The sequence below is a fragment of the Corallibacter vietnamensis genome, from assembly GCF_039537875.1.
GTDB lineage: Bacteria > Bacteroidota > Bacteroidia > Flavobacteriales > Flavobacteriaceae > Corallibacter > Corallibacter vietnamensis.
In genome coordinates this window covers 359,265-374,287 of the sequence record NZ_BAABBI010000001.1, presented here as the reverse complement: position 1 = coordinate 374,287, position 15,023 = coordinate 359,265, and the positions used below count along the sequence as shown (strand labels likewise).

Annotated in this window: 15 protein-coding genes; 8 read left to right on the top strand and 7 right to left on the bottom strand. The window is 33.9% G+C overall.

Going from position 1 to position 15,023, the window contains the following annotated elements; all coding sequences use genetic code 11:
- The first annotated feature begins 3 nt into the window (after nt 1-3).
- Nucleotides 4-1,131, top strand: a complete 1,128-nt coding sequence (locus tag ABD690_RS01775; RefSeq protein ID WP_344726428.1) for a glycerate kinase — start codon at nt 4-6, stop codon at nt 1,129-1,131.
- A 1-nt stretch (nt 1,132) separates the two neighbouring features.
- Here the strand turns inward: ABD690_RS01775 and ABD690_RS01770 are convergent, their stop codons facing one another.
- The 3 genes from ABD690_RS01770 to ABD690_RS01760 are packed head-to-tail and all read right to left on the bottom strand — an operon-like array spanning nt 1,133 to nt 2,661.
- On the bottom strand, nt 1,133-1,396 hold the full coding sequence (locus ABD690_RS01770; protein WP_344726426.1) for a DUF3098 domain-containing protein: 264 nt from the start codon (nt 1,394-1,396) through the stop codon (nt 1,133-1,135).
- 10 nt (nt 1,397-1,406) lie between these two features.
- Nucleotides 1,407-1,781: a hypothetical protein gene (locus tag ABD690_RS01765; protein ID WP_344726424.1), complete on the bottom strand. Its 375-nt coding sequence runs from the start codon at nt 1,779-1,781 to the stop codon at nt 1,407-1,409.
- A gap of 1 nt (nt 1,782) precedes the next feature.
- Nucleotides 1,783-2,661 carry a cell division protein FtsX gene (locus ABD690_RS01760; RefSeq protein WP_344726422.1) on the bottom strand — a complete coding sequence of 293 codons (879 nt, stop codon included), beginning with the start codon at nt 2,659-2,661 and terminating at the stop codon, nt 1,783-1,785.
- Between the two features lie 131 nt (nt 2,662-2,792).
- Between ABD690_RS01760 and leuS the strand changes: the two genes are divergently transcribed.
- From leuS to ABD690_RS01745, 3 genes are all read left to right on the top strand, one after another.
- Nucleotides 2,793-5,699 carry a leucine--tRNA ligase gene (gene leuS, locus ABD690_RS01755; protein ID WP_344726420.1) on the top strand — a complete coding sequence of 969 codons (2,907 nt, stop codon included), beginning with the start codon at nt 2,793-2,795 and terminating at the stop codon, nt 5,697-5,699.
- Nucleotides 5,700-5,834: 135 nt separating this feature from the next.
- Nucleotides 5,835-6,359 carry a hypothetical protein gene (locus tag ABD690_RS01750; RefSeq protein ID WP_344726418.1) on the top strand — a complete coding sequence of 175 codons (525 nt, stop codon included), beginning with the start codon at nt 5,835-5,837 and terminating at the stop codon, nt 6,357-6,359.
- A gap of 78 nt (nt 6,360-6,437) precedes the next feature.
- Nucleotides 6,438-7,133 (top strand): zinc metallopeptidase, encoded by a 696-nt coding sequence (locus tag ABD690_RS01745; protein ID WP_344726416.1) that lies wholly within the window; start codon nt 6,438-6,440, stop codon nt 7,131-7,133.
- A 183-nt stretch (nt 7,134-7,316) separates the two neighbouring features.
- Here the strand turns inward: ABD690_RS01745 and ABD690_RS01740 are convergent, their stop codons facing one another.
- Together ABD690_RS01740 and ABD690_RS01735 are read right to left on the bottom strand one after the other, a co-directional pair.
- Entirely contained in the window at nt 7,317-7,787 is a 471-nt protein-coding gene (locus tag ABD690_RS01740; protein WP_344726414.1) for an Lrp/AsnC ligand binding domain-containing protein, read from the bottom strand.
- Between the two features lie 76 nt (nt 7,788-7,863).
- Nucleotides 7,864-9,228: a saccharopine dehydrogenase family protein gene (locus tag ABD690_RS01735; protein ID WP_344726412.1), complete on the bottom strand. Its 1,365-nt coding sequence runs from the start codon at nt 9,226-9,228 to the stop codon at nt 7,864-7,866.
- Nucleotides 9,229-9,308: 80 nt separating this feature from the next.
- On the opposite strand from ABD690_RS01735, the gene ABD690_RS01730 reads away from it, so the two are divergent.
- The 3 genes from ABD690_RS01730 (at nt 9,309) to ABD690_RS01720 (ending at nt 12,644) form a co-directional block, all read left to right on the top strand.
- Nucleotides 9,309-9,701: a DUF423 domain-containing protein gene (locus ABD690_RS01730; RefSeq protein WP_344726410.1), complete on the top strand. Its 393-nt coding sequence runs from the start codon at nt 9,309-9,311 to the stop codon at nt 9,699-9,701.
- A gap of 63 nt (nt 9,702-9,764) precedes the next feature.
- Entirely contained in the window at nt 9,765-11,381 is a 1,617-nt protein-coding gene (gene pckA, locus ABD690_RS01725) for a phosphoenolpyruvate carboxykinase (ATP) (RefSeq protein ID WP_344726408.1), read from the top strand.
- Between the two features lie 177 nt (nt 11,382-11,558).
- Nucleotides 11,559-12,644 carry a T9SS type A sorting domain-containing protein gene (locus ABD690_RS01720; RefSeq protein ID WP_344726406.1) on the top strand — a complete coding sequence of 362 codons (1,086 nt, stop codon included), beginning with the start codon at nt 11,559-11,561 and terminating at the stop codon, nt 12,642-12,644.
- Nucleotides 12,645-12,728: 84 nt separating this feature from the next.
- On the opposite strand, the gene ABD690_RS01715 is transcribed toward ABD690_RS01720, so the two are convergent.
- Both ABD690_RS01715 and ABD690_RS01710 read right to left on the bottom strand, forming a co-directional pair.
- Nucleotides 12,729-13,478 carry a uroporphyrinogen-III synthase gene (locus ABD690_RS01715; protein WP_344726404.1) on the bottom strand — a complete coding sequence of 250 codons (750 nt, stop codon included), beginning with the start codon at nt 13,476-13,478 and terminating at the stop codon, nt 12,729-12,731.
- Nucleotides 13,479-13,503: 25 nt separating this feature from the next.
- On the bottom strand, nt 13,504-14,148 hold the full coding sequence (locus tag ABD690_RS01710) for a DUF4271 domain-containing protein (RefSeq protein WP_344726402.1): 645 nt from the start codon (nt 14,146-14,148) through the stop codon (nt 13,504-13,506).
- Nucleotides 14,149-14,299: 151 nt separating this feature from the next.
- On the opposite strand from ABD690_RS01710, the gene ABD690_RS01705 reads away from it, so the two are divergent.
- A complete protein-coding gene (locus tag ABD690_RS01705; RefSeq protein ID WP_344726400.1) occupies nt 14,300-15,022 on the top strand; it encodes a polyprenol monophosphomannose synthase in 723 nt (240 codons plus the stop codon).
- Nucleotide 15,023: the final 1 nt, after the last annotated feature.

Genomic DNA, 15,023 nt, shown 5'->3' with positions numbered 1-15,023 from the left:
ACCATGAAAATTATTCTAGCACCAGATAAGTTCAAAAATTCATTAACAGGTTTACAGTTTTGTGAGGTTGTTCAAAAAAGACTTGAACAAAGCATTAAAAATGTTGAGGTTATAAAATTACCTCTCGCTGATGGCGGCGATGGTACCATTGATGTCATAAACTTTTATTTGGAAGGAGAACCGGTAAAGGTCAATGTTAGTAATCCTTTCTTCAAAACGATACAGGCTACTTATTTGTATACCGAACAGCAAAAAATCGCTTTTATTGAAATGGCTGAAGCCTCTGGCGTAAAACTTTTAGAAAAAGAAGATTTTGATTGTTTACACAGTACAACTTTAGGTACTGGGCAATTAATATTAGATGCAATAAAAAAAGGTGCTAAAGAAATTATACTGGGTATTGGTGGTAGCGCTACTAACGACTGTGGTATTGGTATGGCAACAGCGCTTGGTTATCGGTTTTTAGATAAAGATAATAACGTAGTAAAGCCTATAGGAAAAAATTTAGCTCTGATTAATAAGATTGATGACACAAACGTACTGCCTGAACTAAAGCATGTAGCTTTCAAAATAGCTTGTGATGTATCCAATCCGTTGCACGGAGAAAATGGTGCTGCATATGTGTATGCACCGCAAAAGGGAGCTTCGCCCAAAGATGTTCTTGTATTAGACAAAGGTTTAAAACATTTTTCTAAACATATAGATAATCATTTTAATATAGATAGTCAATCAATTTCTGGGGCCGGAGCAGCAGGCGGAATGGGTGTTGGTTCTGTGGTGTTTTTAGGAGGTAATTTACAATCAGGAATACAACTTGTTTTAGAACTTGCAAAGTTTAATACAAAAGTAAAAAATGCCGATTGGATTATAACCGGCGAAGGTAAACTAGATCAGCAAACCTTATCAGGAAAAACCATTCAAGGTGTTTTAAACATCGCTCAAAAGCATCAAATTAAAACAGCGGCCTTTTGTGGTAGTGTAGATTTGTCAGAACCAGCGTTAAAAACACTTGGTGTGTCTTATGCTGATGCGGTTATAAATTATGCTAAAAACATTGATGATGCTATGAAAAATAGCAGTAAATATTTAGACGAGATAACACTAAAGTTTTCTGAAGTAATTAATGATTAAATTAGCTTTTTGATGGCTTATCAGGGTCTAATAAAATAGCATACACCTGAAACCCAAAACCTAGTAAAACTAATGTAGGAGCTAATCGTATGCGTCTCCAACTAAAAATCTCTGGATTAAAAACATTAGGGTCATCACTGCCGCCACCAGACATCAAAATAAAACCTAAAGCAATACAAGCTAAACCTATAAGCATAAACTTATAGTTTTTCTTTCCGAAGATAAAGGTGTCTTTTGAGTCTTCTTTTCTTTTCTGTTCTCCCATAATCTTATTTTTAGTCTTCAGTGATGTTATTGTTCTTAAACTCTGTAAATATTATAGTATCGCCTATGGCTAATTGCGAAATATGGCTTGATACTCCTGTCCAAAGTTTAGGTAAGTGCAAAGTAACAGTTTTATTTAAAACTTTTGCGTTAAGAGAATCTAAATTTAATCCGCGTTCTAATCCACGATTTATATAGTAGCGTTGTCCGCTAGTAGTCTCAAAAGTAATGTCGTATGATGTAGCTTCTTCTATTTTAGTTATTGTTCTTGTTTCTGTAACGCAAGATGACTTTTCTGTATTGTTTATTACAAGCGAACCTAAAAGCTTAAAGCCTAAAAAGCCAATTATAACCAGAGTACTTATTATAATAAGACCTTTTTTCATACTAGTAATACAGTTGGTCGGTTTTCAAATTCAAGAAACGTTGGGTAGCAATAAATGTGCTTATCCAAGTAATAACAATACCTAGCAAAAAGATACCGGCAAACAATAAGCCTATTAGTACAGGGTTTTGTAATAAATTAAGTTCTGGAAAAGTTTTATTTATATAATATAAAACTACAGCCATACCACCTAGAGCTACAATAGCGCCTATAATTCCTAGTCTTACACTTTTCCATACAAAAGGACGTCTTATAAACTGTTTAGTAGCACCAACCATTTGCATGGTTTTTATAGTAAATCGTTTTGAGTAAACAGATAGCCTTATCGAGCTGTTTATTAGTAGCACAGCAATCACGGTAAACAAACCGCTTAAAACCAATATCCAAAAACTAATTTTCTTTACATTGTTATTCATAAGAGTTACCAAGTCGTTATCATAGCGTACTTCATCAACAAAGCTTTTACTATTAGCTTCTTCTGCTATTTTCTCTAACTGTTCTGCGGTAACAAAATCAGCTTTTACATGCACATCAATAGAGTTTAGTAATGGGTTAAACCCTAAAAAGTCCATAAAATCTTCACCGTTTTCGGCTTTCATAGATTCTGCGGCTTGCTCTTTTGAGACATATTCGGTAGATTTTACATAATCTGCCATAGCAAGACTTTTTTCTAGCTGCTTGGTCTCAACCTCTTTTGCTGAATCTTTTAGGTAAATTGTCACAACAACTTGCTCTTTAAAATGATCGGATACCTTTTTAGCATTTAATACCAAAAGGCCTAAAACGCCTAGTAAAAACAATACTAAAGCGATACTTAATACGACAGAAAAATACGAAGATATCAATCGGCGTTTTTGATACTTTTCAAACGATGAACTCATAAAACGAATTAGTTAATGTTGTAAAAATATAAAAGATATTTATTCCCTTAAGGTTTATAACGTTGAAACTTTCAACATTGTTATAATAACCGTAAATTTGCGCTTTCAAAAAAACGCAGAAACTCATTCGGATGACATACAATTTCAACGAAATCGAAGCCAAGTGGCAAAAATATTGGGCAGAAAACCAAACGTTTAAAGCAGAGAATACGAGCGACAAACCTAAATATTATGTGTTAGACATGTTTCCGTATCCATCAGGTGCTGGACTTCATGTTGGGCATCCATTAGGATATATTGCTTCAGATATTTATGCACGTTACAAGCGTCATAAAGGATTTAATGTACTACATCCGCAAGGCTATGATAGTTTTGGGTTGCCGGCAGAACAATATGCTATTCAAACAGGGCAGCATCCAGCAATTACTACAGAAACCAACATTGCTACCTACAGAAAGCAATTAGATAAAATTGGCTTTTCTTTTGATTGGAGCAGAGAAGTACGCACAAGTAATCCAGAGTATTACAAATGGACACAATGGATTTTTATTCAGCTTTTTGAGTCTTGGTACAACAACAATACCAACAAGGCTGAACATATAGATACCTTGATTGCTAAATTTTCTTCTGAAGGAAACACCAACATCAATGCCGTGTGTGATGACAATGTCATAAGCTTCACTGCTGATGAATGGAACAACTTTTCTTCTGAAAAGCAACAAGAAATATTATTACAATACAGATTAACATACCTAGCAGAAACCGAAGTTAACTGGTGCCCAGCTTTAGGTACGGTTTTAGCAAATGATGAAATCGTCAATGGCGTGTCAGAGCGTGGCGGACATCCTGTAATTAGAAAAAAAATGACCCAATGGAGTATGCGTATTTCTGCCTATGCAGAACGATTACTTCAAGGGTTAGATACTATAGATTGGACAGACTCTCTAAAAGAAAGCCAGCGTAACTGGATAGGAAAGTCGGTTGGAGCAAGTGTGACTTTCAATGTTAAAAACCACGATGAAACTATCGAGGTTTTCACAACAAGACCTGATACCATTTTTGGTGTAAGTTTTATGACATTGGCGCCAGAGCATGAGCTAGTAACCAAAATAACAACACCAGAGCAAAAGGCTGATATAGATGCCTACATTCAGGCAACAGCAAAGCGTAGCGAGCGTGACCGTATGGCTGATGTAAAAACCATTTCAGGTGTATTTACTGGAGCTTATGCCGAACATCCGTTTACAAAAGAGCCTATTCCTATCTGGATTGGCGATTACGTATTGGCTGGCTATGGTACTGGCGCTGTAATGGCAGTGCCTTGTGGTGACCAGCGTGATTATGATTTTGCAAAACATTTCAATATTGATATCCCTAATATTTTTGAAGGTGTAGATATTAGCCAAGAAGCCTTTGCTGATAAAGATAATACCATCATTACCAATAGCGATTTCCTTAACGGAATGAACTATAAAAAAGCAACCAAGCGCGCCATTTTTGAGCTTGAACAAATTGGGCAAGGCGAAGGAAAAACCAACTATCGCTTACGTGATGCTGTATTTAGTCGTCAGCGTTATTGGGGCGAGCCATTCCCAGTATATTACGTAAATGGTATGCCACAAATGATTGAGCAAAAACACTTGCCTATTACCTTACCAGACGTAGAAAAATATTTGCCAACAGAAAGCGGTGAACCGCCATTAGGCCGCGCTGATGTTTGGGCTTGGGATACACAGTCAAACCAAGTGGTAAGCAATGATAAAATTGATGATAAAACTGTATTCCCACTAGAGCTTAACACCATGCCAGGTTGGGCAGGAAGCTCTTGGTACTTTTTCCGTTATATGGAAGAACAAGCCAATCGCGGTAACACATTTGCTAGCGAAGAGGCACTTCAATATTGGGAAAACGTAGATTTATACATTGGTGGTAGCGAGCACGCCACAGGACACTTATTGTATGCGCGTTTTTGGACCAAGTTTTTAAAAGATAGAAACTTTGTAGGTGTTGATGAGCCGTTCAAAAAACTCATTAACCAAGGAATGATACTTGGTACAAGTGCTATAGTTTATAGAGTAGCTGGGACCAATAAGTATGTTTCAAGTGGATTAAAAAATGATTATGAAGTTGAAGAACTGCGTGTTGATGTTAATATGGTTAATGCATCAGATGAAATTGATATAGAAAAGTTAAAACAATGGCAGCCTCAATTTGCTGATGCTGAATTTGAATTAGAAGACGGAAAATACATTGTAGGGAGAGAGGTTGAAAAAATGTCTAAACGATGGTTTAATGTCGTAAACCCTGATAACATTTGCGAGCAATATGGCGCAGACAGTTTACGTCTTTACGAAATGTTTCTTGGGCCATTAGAGCAAGCAAAACCTTGGAATACTGCTGGTATTACAGGAGTTCATGGGTTCCTTAAAAAACTTTGGAAGTTATATCATCAAGGAGAAGATGTTAATTTAAAAAATGATCCTAATTTTTATCTTCATGACCCCAAAAAAGATGGTGTTTACTCTGCGTTTAAAGCAGTCAAAAGAGGAATTGGGTTGCCAGATGTTGAACCAACAAAAGACAACCTAAAAACCTTGCATAAAACCATAAAAAAGGTTGAGGAAGATATAGAGAACTTCTCGTTCAATACATCGGTATCTACCTTCATGATTGCCGTAAACGAGCTTACTACACAAAAATGTACAAGCAAAGCTGTGTTAGAGCCGTTATTAGTATTGCTATCGCCTTATGCACCACATATTACCGAGGAGCTATGGAGCCAATTAGGAAATACACAAAGTATAGCCACGGCACCATTCCCTAAATTTGAAGAGAAACACTTGGTAGAAAGTAGTAAAAACTACCCAATTTCTTTTAATGGTAAAATGCGTTTCACGTTAGAGTTGCCTCTAGATATGTCAAAAGACGATATCGAAAAAACAGTAATGGCTCACGAGAAAACACAAGAACAACTACAAGGGCGCACACCTAAAAAAGTCATTGTAGTGCCAGGTAAAATTGTAAACATTGTAGGATAAACACCGTATATCCTTACTGTAATACTTAAAGCACTCATGCTGTCATAAATCATTTTTGACAGTTTGAGTGTTTTTTTTATGCCTTAAAAAATAAACACATCAAGTTCATTATCTTTAACTCTTAAAACCAACAATATGAAATACCTTGTTACGCTATTAGTTTTATGTTTGTCTTTTTCAGCCCTTTCACAAAATGATTCGCTACAATTCCCTCAAGATTTTTACGGAGTTTACAAAGGCGACCTGCATATCACTAACCAAAACATAAAGCAGACCATACAAATGGAGTTTCATTTAAACCCAACAGATACTTCGGGTAAATACCAATATATGCTGGTTTATATTATGAATGGCGACCGCCAAGAACGTCATTACAACCTTATAGAGCAAGACAAAGAAAAAGGGCACTATATTGTAGATGAAAACAACGGCATTTTATTAGATGCGCAGCTTATAGATCACACGCTATACGCCATGTTCGAAGTTCAAGGCAACATACTTACTACCACAGAGCGTTTTTACAAAAACAGCATGGATTTCGAAATTACATTTGCAAGTAAAACAAAGCAAAGAGAATCTGAATCTAATGATGAGCAGGCAACTCAAGTTCTCTCATACCCAATCTTGGTAGTACAAAAAGCACACCTAATAAAACAGTAAACTGACAAAATTTCTTAACGTAAATTTGGCTTATTTTTTGCAATATATCTTTAAATTTACATAACTAAAGAAGAAACAATGATAGGATATTATATATTAATAGGAGCCATAGCTCTAGTAAGTTGGTTAGTAAGTAATCAATTAAAACAAAAATTTGCTAAATACTCTAAAGTAAGATTACGTAATGGCATGACAGGACGTGAGATTGCTGAAAAGATGTTGGCAGACAATGGCATTTATGATGTCGAAGTTATTTCGGTTTCAGGTCAATTAACAGACCATTACAACCCTAAAAACAAAACTGTAAACTTAAGTGAGCCAGTTTATAATCAAGCAAACGCTGCCGCTGCCGCAGTTGCCGCACACGAGTGTGGTCATGCCGTACAGCATGCACAAGCTTATAGCGCTCTAGGCATGCGTTCAGCATTAGTACCTATTGTAAGTGCTACATCTGGTATGTCACAATGGTTAGTAATAGGTGGTTTAGTATTAGGAGCAGCTGCTGGAGTAGGATTAGGATATTGGGTAGCTGTTGCAGGATTACTATTTATGGGCTTTGCAACCTTATTTAGCTTCATTACACTACCTGTAGAATACGATGCCAGTAATAGAGCACTAGCATGGTTAAAAGCAAAAAACATGGTAACCCCTGAAGAGTATAAAGGCTCTGAAGATGCACTAAAATGGGCTGCCAGAACCTATCTTGTAGCAGCAATAGGAGCCTTGGCGTCGTTGCTATATTGGGCATTACAAGTGTTTGGAGGAAGAGACTAAAAATTTAAACCAAAATATAAAACCCTTTCAATACTGTTGAAAGGGTTTTTTTATGGAGTAAAGCAAGATTTTAATACAATGTCCTTTAGATGTATACCAAGTATATGCCGACTTTGTACCGACTTAACTTTGGGTTATATTCATATAAATCATTAGGTGACATTCGTAACAAATCACGAATACCTATATCTTAATCTGTCTATCTATTTGTTGTTGTAATGAAATAAATGTTTCGGTTCTAGAAACACCACTTATAGATTGTATGTCCTTATTTAATACCTGCATTAAATGCTCGTTATCACGACACAGTATCTTAATAAAAACACTCCAATTTCCCGTAGTATAATGGCACTCCAAAACTTCTGGTATTTTTTGTAATTGTTTTACAGCTTCAGGATTGCTCATAGCTTTATCTAGGTAAATACCTATAAAAGCCATAGTGGTATAGCCTAAAGTCTTTGGGTTGATAACAAATTTAGAACCTGCTAGCAACCCAGACTTTTCTAACTTTCTTAACCGTTGATGAATAGCAGCGCCAGAGATGCCAACCTGTCTTGCTATTTCTAGAATAGGGGTTCTAGCGTCTTCCATTAAAGCACGTAGTATCTTTTTATCAATACCGTCAATTTGTATGTTTTGGCTTATAAGTTTCATACGTTAGGCTAATAAATGAGTAGCTTTTACATTAAGCATGTAATTAAAGATATAATATGTATAAGCAACTTAATGATTATACATGCAGTTGGTTATAGCCTAAATAAGGAACATCATGTTCCTTAAAGGTAATGTCATACTTTTCTAGCTCTTCCAATATAGGACCATAAACTTCTTTTGTAATAGGTATTTGTACACCAGGAGTTGTTATGGTTTTATTTAGCACAGCTAATGTAGCTATAGCAACAGGTAAACCTACTGTTTTAGACATGGCAGTATAGGTGTCATCTTCACCAATAGTTACCATAGTTGAGTCTATTTGATGTTTTTTTCCGTCTAATTCATAACCAAACTTATGGTACATAACAATCATATCCTTGTCGTCTTCTGCAAGTGCCCAACTATCCATTAATATTTTTTGAAGTATTTGAGCTGGTGTTGCTTGTTTAAGCTCAACCATTTTTTTAGAGCTAAATAAATCTAACTCTATTAATTTGTCCCAAATAATATCATCTTGATCTATTTTTAGTTGGTATCTAAACTTGAGTTCAACAGAATCAGTAGGACTGTAAGGTAAAAAGCTATTTACAAAATCACGGTAGCTCATATTTTCGCTATCTTCAATAGTATAGCTGTCATCTGTCATACCTAGTTGCACAAACATATTCCAAGCACGGCTAAAACCAACACGGCGCATAGTGCCTCGATATAGTGTTTTAATGTTTTCAAGCCCGTAAACACTTTGGTATTTTAACGAGTCTCTATTGGCATAAGCTTCAAAACGTCCATAACCTTCTACATCAAGAAACTCGGTACGTCTAAATAGTCTGTTGTAAGGAATATATTTATAGGTGCCTTCTTGTAAGAATTTTGCTGCACCACCTTGTCCAGCTACAACCACATTTCTCGGGTTCCAAGTAAACTTATAATTCCATAAGTTGTTATCGCTTTCAGGCGCTACAAGCCCACCTGTAAATGATTCAAATAGTAGCATTTTACCGCCTTTCGCACGAATCTTGTCAATAACTTTCATGGCACTCATATGGTCAATACCTGGATCAACGCCTATTTCGTTCATAAATACAAGCCCTTTATCTTTTGCTGCTTTATCTAAAGCGTGCATTTCATCGCTAACATAAGAAGCCGTCACCATATTTTTATTAAATGTAATACAGTCTTTAGCAACTTCTATATGAAATCTCGCAGGAAGCATACTAACTACAATATCAGCGTTTTGTATAGCGCTTTCGCGCGATTGTTTGTCAAAAACATCAAGCATGATAGCTTGAGCATTCTGATGATTGTTTGTTAACTTTTTAGCATGACTAAAATTAATGTCGCCAACAATTATTAATAGGTTTTCTTTTTCAGAGTGATCTAGTAAATATTTTATAAGGTATGATGCAGATTTTCCTGAACCAATAACTAATATTTTTCGCATAATGGGATTTGTTGAGTAAATTTGTAAGCACGAATTTACTAAATAGAAAGTGTATTAAAAAACGCAATACATTATTTGATATGAATAAAAAAATACTAATAACAGGAGCTGTTTTAGGAATTTTAAGCATCATTTTAGGCGCTTTTGCAGCGCATGGCCTAGAGAAACTTATTTCTGTTGATGCTCAAAAAACCTTTGAAACAGGTGTGAAATACCAAATGTATCATGCATTGTTATTACTGTTTGTAGGAGGTACAACGCTAATGACGCCAAAAGCAAAAAAAAGTATGCTGTATTTAGTAATCTTAGGAGTTGCGTTTTTTTCAGGCTCAATCTATGGGTTAGCAACCAATAACTTATTTAGTTTTGATTTTAAAACAATAGCGTTTATAACGCCTGTAGGAGGTTCATTATTAATAGCTTCTTGGTGTGTTTTGTTAATAAGCTTTTTAAAACTGCCTGCTGATAAATAACGTTTTTAGTGTGTACTTTAAAATAATATTATAATTTTGCACTATAAACAACATAAAGAAATTATGGTCGATCATACCCAAGCAGCGAAATCGATTTCGTTAGAACAATACGGAATTAAGAATGCTAAAGTAAACTATCAACTATCTTCAGAAAAACTTCATCAAATTGCTATTGAAAAAAAACAAGGAGTTGAAGCATCTTCTGGAGCACTAGCAGTTAATACAGGAGAATTTACTGGACGCTCTCCAAAAGACAGATTTATAGTAAAAGACGATGTTACTAAAGATCGCGTTTGGTGGGGAGATATTAATATTCCGTTTGATTCGGATGCCTTTGAAAAACTATACAGTAAAGTAACTGATTACTTATCAGAAAAAGAAGTTTTTGTAAGAGACAGCTATGCATGTGCAGATGAAAATTATAAATTGAATATACGTGTTATCAATGAGTATCCTTGGAGTAACATGTTTGCGCATAATATGTTTTTGCGCCCATCTGAAGATGAGTTAAAAAACTTTACACCAGAGTGGACAATTGTAAATGCTCCAGGTTTTATGGCAGATCCTGAAGTAGATGGAACACGTCAACACAATTTTGCTATATTAGATTTTACTAGAAAAATAGCGCTTATTGGAGGTACTGGTTACACAGGTGAAATTAAAAAAGGAATCTTTTCTGCACTTAACTTTATTTTGCCAGTATTTAAAAATACATTGCCAATGCACTGTAGTGCCAATGTAGGTGAGTCTGGAGATACAGCTATCTTTTTTGGATTATCAGGAACAGGAAAAACAACGTTGTCTGCAGACCCTAACCGTAAATTAATTGGAGATGATGAGCATGGCTGGACAAACGAAAACACCGTTTTTAACTTTGAAGGCGGATGTTATGCTAAAGTAATTAACTTATCTAAAGAGAACGAACCTGACATTTATAATGCGATAAAGCCAGGAGCTATATTAGAAAACGTAATTCTTAATGATAATGGAGATGTGAATTTTGAAGACACATCTATTACTCAAAATACGCGTGTTAGTTATCCAATTTATCATATCAATAATATTCAGCAACCATCAATAGGAAAAAATCCTAAAAACGTATTCTTTTTAACAGCTGATGCTTTTGGTGTATTGCCTCCTATTTCAAAGCTTACACCAAGCCAAGCTGCTTATCACTTTATTTCTGGATATACTGCAAAAGTTGCTGGTACTGAAGCTGGAGTAAAAGAACCACAGCCTTCTTTTTCAGCTTGTTTTGGAGCACCATTTATGCCATTACATCCTACTAAATATGCAGAGATGTTAAGCAAAAAAATGAAAGAAGCAGGTGTGAATGTTTGGTTGGTTAATACAGGTTGGACAGGTGGTCCTTATGGTGTTGGTACCCGAATGAAATTGAAGTATACACGTGCTATGATAAATGCTGTACTTAACGGTGATTTAGGTTTGTATTCATATGATGATTATCATATTCATTCTGTATTTGGTGTGGCACAACCTAGATCTTGTCCTGGTGTACCAACAGAAGTTTTAAGCCCAAGATCAACTTGGAAAGATGACGAGGCTTATTACACTGCAGCATTTAAACTTTCAAATGCTTTTAGAGAAAACTTTAAGAAATTTGAAAGTTACGCTAATGAAGAAATAAGAAGAGGCGGTCCGCAACGATACGCCTTTTAAATAAAAAGTAAACTAATTTTCTTACAAAAGCGGCTCATTAGAGTCGCTTTTTTGTTTTTATAAAAAGGACATAAATAGCTGAAATACAATAAAATTAGGTGTAATGCATTTGCTTTTTTTGTATGCATAACTATTATGAGGTAACTTTATATGCTTATAACTTTAATCACGCTTATTATGAAAAAAACTACTTATTTTATTGCAATATTTATTGCGTTTCAAACACTTATGTTTGCTCAAGTAACATCTATACCAGATGCTAATTTTGAACAGGAATTAGTAAATTTAGGTATAGATTCTGATGCTACTGTAAATGGTCAAATCTTAACCGCAGATGCTGCTGCTAGAACATCTTTTATAGATTTATCTGGATTAGGAATTGCAGATATGACAGGTATTGAGGCTTTTGTTAATTTAACGGCGTTGAAGTCTTCAGGAAACACATTTACAACAATTGATTTAACTTCAAATTTAGCTCTTAACGATTTAAATTTAAGTGATTCAGATATCTCTACATTAGATCTATCTGGAAATGTAAACTTAACAAAACTAAACGTTTCATACTCTTTAAACTTAACAACTTTAGATTTAACAAGTAATGTATTATTAGCAGATTTAAATACTGAAGAGTGTAATAATATAACAAGTATAAACATTACAGGTTTAACAACCTTGGTTGATGTTAACGTAAAGGATAACGACTTGAGTAGTTTTGATGTTTCTGCAAATTTAGGATTAGAAACTATTAATGTTAGACAAAATCAACTTACAAGTTTAGACCTTTCTAGCAATGGTGCTTTAACTGAAATAAATGTTAGAGATAATGGAATGACAAGTTTAGATTTACGTAATGGTAATAATGTAAATGTAACGTCATTTATAGGAACCTTTAATAGTAATTTAGAATGTGTTTTTGTTGATGATCCAAATGCAGCTTATTTAACTAATGTAGCTGTTTGGGAGAAAGACGGTAATAGTAATTTTGTTGCAAACGAATCTGAATGTAATACATTAAGTATGCTACAGTCTGAAAACACCATGTTTTCATTATATCCAAACCCAGCAAAAAATACTCTTAATGTAAATGTAACTTTAGCAACGGCTACTATTGAAATTTACAACATTACTGGACGTAAAGTGTTGTCAAAACCTTTAACATTTGGAGAAAATAGCTTAAATATTTCATCACTACAATCTGGTGTTTATATTACAAGAGTTTCGTCTAGTACAAGTACAGAAACAAAAAAGCTTATAGTTAAGTAATATTACAATTCAAACTAAACTAATTCAATAAAAAAAGCACAACATTTAAGTTGTGCTTTTTTTTATATTTTGAAGGAAAATAAGTTATTTCTTCTTATTAGTATCTTTTATATACTTTTCAAGAGCCATTGTCATAGATGGTGTTTCAGGTGTTGGAGCTGCAATGTCAACTCTTAATCCGCGTTCTTCAACAGCTTTGATTGTTGTGTTACCAAAAACAGCAATACGTGTGTCATTTTGTTTAAAATCTGGGAAATTGTGAAATAATGATTCAATTCCAGAAGGGCTAAAAAACACTAAAATGTCATAATAAACATTTGCCAAATCTGATAAGTCACTAATTACAGTTTTGTAAAAAATAGCTTCTTTCCATTCTACATTTAAAGCGTTTAAAGTTTCAGGAACTTCAGGCTTTAATTTGTCTGTAGTTGGTAATAAAAACTTCTCGCCTTTGTATTTTTTGATTAGTGGAGATAAATCAGAAAAAGTACGCTTACCAACATATATTTTACGTTTTCTATAAACAACATATTTTTGAAGGTAATAAGCAACAGCTTCAGACTGACAGAAATATTTCATGGTGTCAGGAACTTTAAAACGCATTTCTTCAGCTACTCTAAAAAAGTGATCAACAGCATTTCTACTAGTTAAGATAATGGCTGTATAATTTTTTAAATCAACTTTTTGTAATCTAATTTCTTTAGCATCTACACCTTCAACATGAATAAATGGTCTGAAATCAATTTTTACTTTTTGCTTTTCCTGAAGATCAAAATAAGGCGAATTTTCTATTTTAGGTTCTGGTTGAGATACTAAAATTGTTTTCACTTTCATATGGTTTTGTCTTTTAGAGTCTTAATTATTCTATAAGAAACTTATATAAAATAATATAAGGTGTGATTTCAAGTGCGCAAAGATACAAAATAAAATAAAACAAGTTCTTTTTTATTATGTTTTGGTGCATTTTAAATGAGGTTATTAGCCCAATACATAAAACCAATAGCAATAAAAAAAATGCAATGTATATAGCAATGTTGTGAGACTCTAATGTGTATAGCATTAGCGCGTTTATAGGTGTTAAAACAAGTCCTAAAAAGTTTATGTAGCTTATTTTTTGAAAAAGAAAATTATCAACAAAATTATCAATTTCAAATAGGCTGCCTATTAGTCGTTCTAGTAATATTTTTATAAGAAAAAATGAAGCAGTGCCAACTAAAACTTTGATAACAAGCGTGTTGTTGTAGTCGCTGATTGCATAAAAGCTTTTTACACAAAGGAAAAGAAAAATTGATAAAGAAATAACAAGGTTTGTAAACAATAGAGCATCAAAACCATCAATAAACTTTTGATCTTTAGAATATATTTTAAGATATTTTGAGTTCCAAACAACTTGCGTAAAGTCATGAAATCGTTTGCCGTTTGTAGCCTTGGCAATACCAATACAAACAAGCCCAATAATAATGAGCACGGTAAATAATTCGTTTGAAAACATTTCGCGAAGCATGCTGTAAAATTATTATAAATAATATTACAGCTTGTCTTTTTTTAAGGAATATTTAAAAAAAAGTCAATTTTAAATGATGTACATTTGCTGAAATTAAAATGTTTCACATCTGTTGCATTTGTAGCCATTAAGAAGTAATTTTAAAAGTTAGATGAAGGACGCCATTGTCATAATTCCTACCTATAACGAAATAGAGAATATAGAGGCAATAATTCATGCTGTATTTTCATGTAGCGATATGTTTCATATTCTTGTGGTAGATGATAATTCGCCAGATGGTACTGCAAAAAAAGTTATAGAACTTCAAGACGTTTACAAAGACAAGTTATTTTTGTTACAAAGGCAGGAAAAAACAGGTTTGGGAACCGCGTATATTGCTGGTTTTAAATGGAGCTTGAAAGAGAATTATGAGTATGTTTTTGAAATGGATGCTGATTTTTCACATAACCCAAACGACTTAATAAAACTCTATAATGCTTGTCATAATAATCAAGCAGACGTGGCAATAGGCTCTAGATATGTAAAAGGTGTCAATGTAGTAAATTGGCCAATGAGCAGGATACTTTTATCATATTTTGCGTCAAAATATGTACGTTTTGTAACTGGTATGAAAATACATGACACAACAGCAGGTTTTGTATGTTATAAACGCGATGTTTTAGAAACAATAGATTTAAATAATATCAAATTTGTTGGTTACGCTTTTCAGATTGAAATGAAATTTAAAGCGTATTTAAAAAAGTTTAATATTGTTGAGGTTCCTGTAATTTTTACAGATAGAGCAAAAGGAAAATCAAAAATGAGTGGTGGCATCATTTCAGAAGCAATATTTGGAGTGATAAACATGAAAATAAAAAGTTTATTTAAAAGATGAT

Excerpts from the sequence above, each read along its gene's own strand:
- leuS (WP_344726420.1), top strand. The coding sequence starts at position 2,793 with ATGACATACAATTTCAACGAAATCGAAGCCAAGTGGCAAAAATATTGG.
- ABD690_RS01775 (WP_344726428.1), top strand. The coding sequence starts at position 4 with ATGAAAATTATTCTAGCACCAGATAAGTTCAAAAATTCATTAACAGGT.
- ABD690_RS01720 (WP_344726406.1), top strand. The coding sequence starts at position 11,559 with ATGAAAAAAACTACTTATTTTATTGCAATATTTATTGCGTTTCAAACA.
- ABD690_RS01740 (WP_344726414.1), bottom strand. The coding sequence starts at position 7,787 with ATGAAACTTATAAGCCAAAACATACAAATTGACGGTATTGATAAAAAG.
- ABD690_RS01765 (WP_344726424.1), bottom strand. The coding sequence starts at position 1,781 with ATGAAAAAAGGTCTTATTATAATAAGTACTCTGGTTATAATTGGCTTT.
- ABD690_RS01770 (WP_344726426.1), bottom strand. The coding sequence starts at position 1,396 with ATGGGAGAACAGAAAAGAAAAGAAGACTCAAAAGACACCTTTATCTTC.
- ABD690_RS01735 (WP_344726412.1), bottom strand. The coding sequence starts at position 9,228 with ATGCGAAAAATATTAGTTATTGGTTCAGGAAAATCTGCATCATACCTT.
- pckA (WP_344726408.1), top strand. The coding sequence starts at position 9,765 with ATGGTCGATCATACCCAAGCAGCGAAATCGATTTCGTTAGAACAATAC.
- ABD690_RS01730 (WP_344726410.1), top strand. The coding sequence starts at position 9,309 with ATGAATAAAAAAATACTAATAACAGGAGCTGTTTTAGGAATTTTAAGC.
- ABD690_RS01715 (WP_344726404.1), bottom strand. The coding sequence starts at position 13,478 with ATGAAAGTGAAAACAATTTTAGTATCTCAACCAGAACCTAAAATAGAA.
- ABD690_RS01750 (WP_344726418.1), top strand. The coding sequence starts at position 5,835 with ATGAAATACCTTGTTACGCTATTAGTTTTATGTTTGTCTTTTTCAGCC.
- ABD690_RS01745 (WP_344726416.1), top strand. The coding sequence starts at position 6,438 with ATGATAGGATATTATATATTAATAGGAGCCATAGCTCTAGTAAGTTGG.
- ABD690_RS01705 (WP_344726400.1), top strand. The coding sequence starts at position 14,300 with ATGAAGGACGCCATTGTCATAATTCCTACCTATAACGAAATAGAGAAT.
- ABD690_RS01760 (WP_344726422.1), bottom strand. The coding sequence starts at position 2,661 with ATGAGTTCATCGTTTGAAAAGTATCAAAAACGCCGATTGATATCTTCG.
- ABD690_RS01710 (WP_344726402.1), bottom strand. The coding sequence starts at position 14,148 with ATGCTTCGCGAAATGTTTTCAAACGAATTATTTACCGTGCTCATTATT.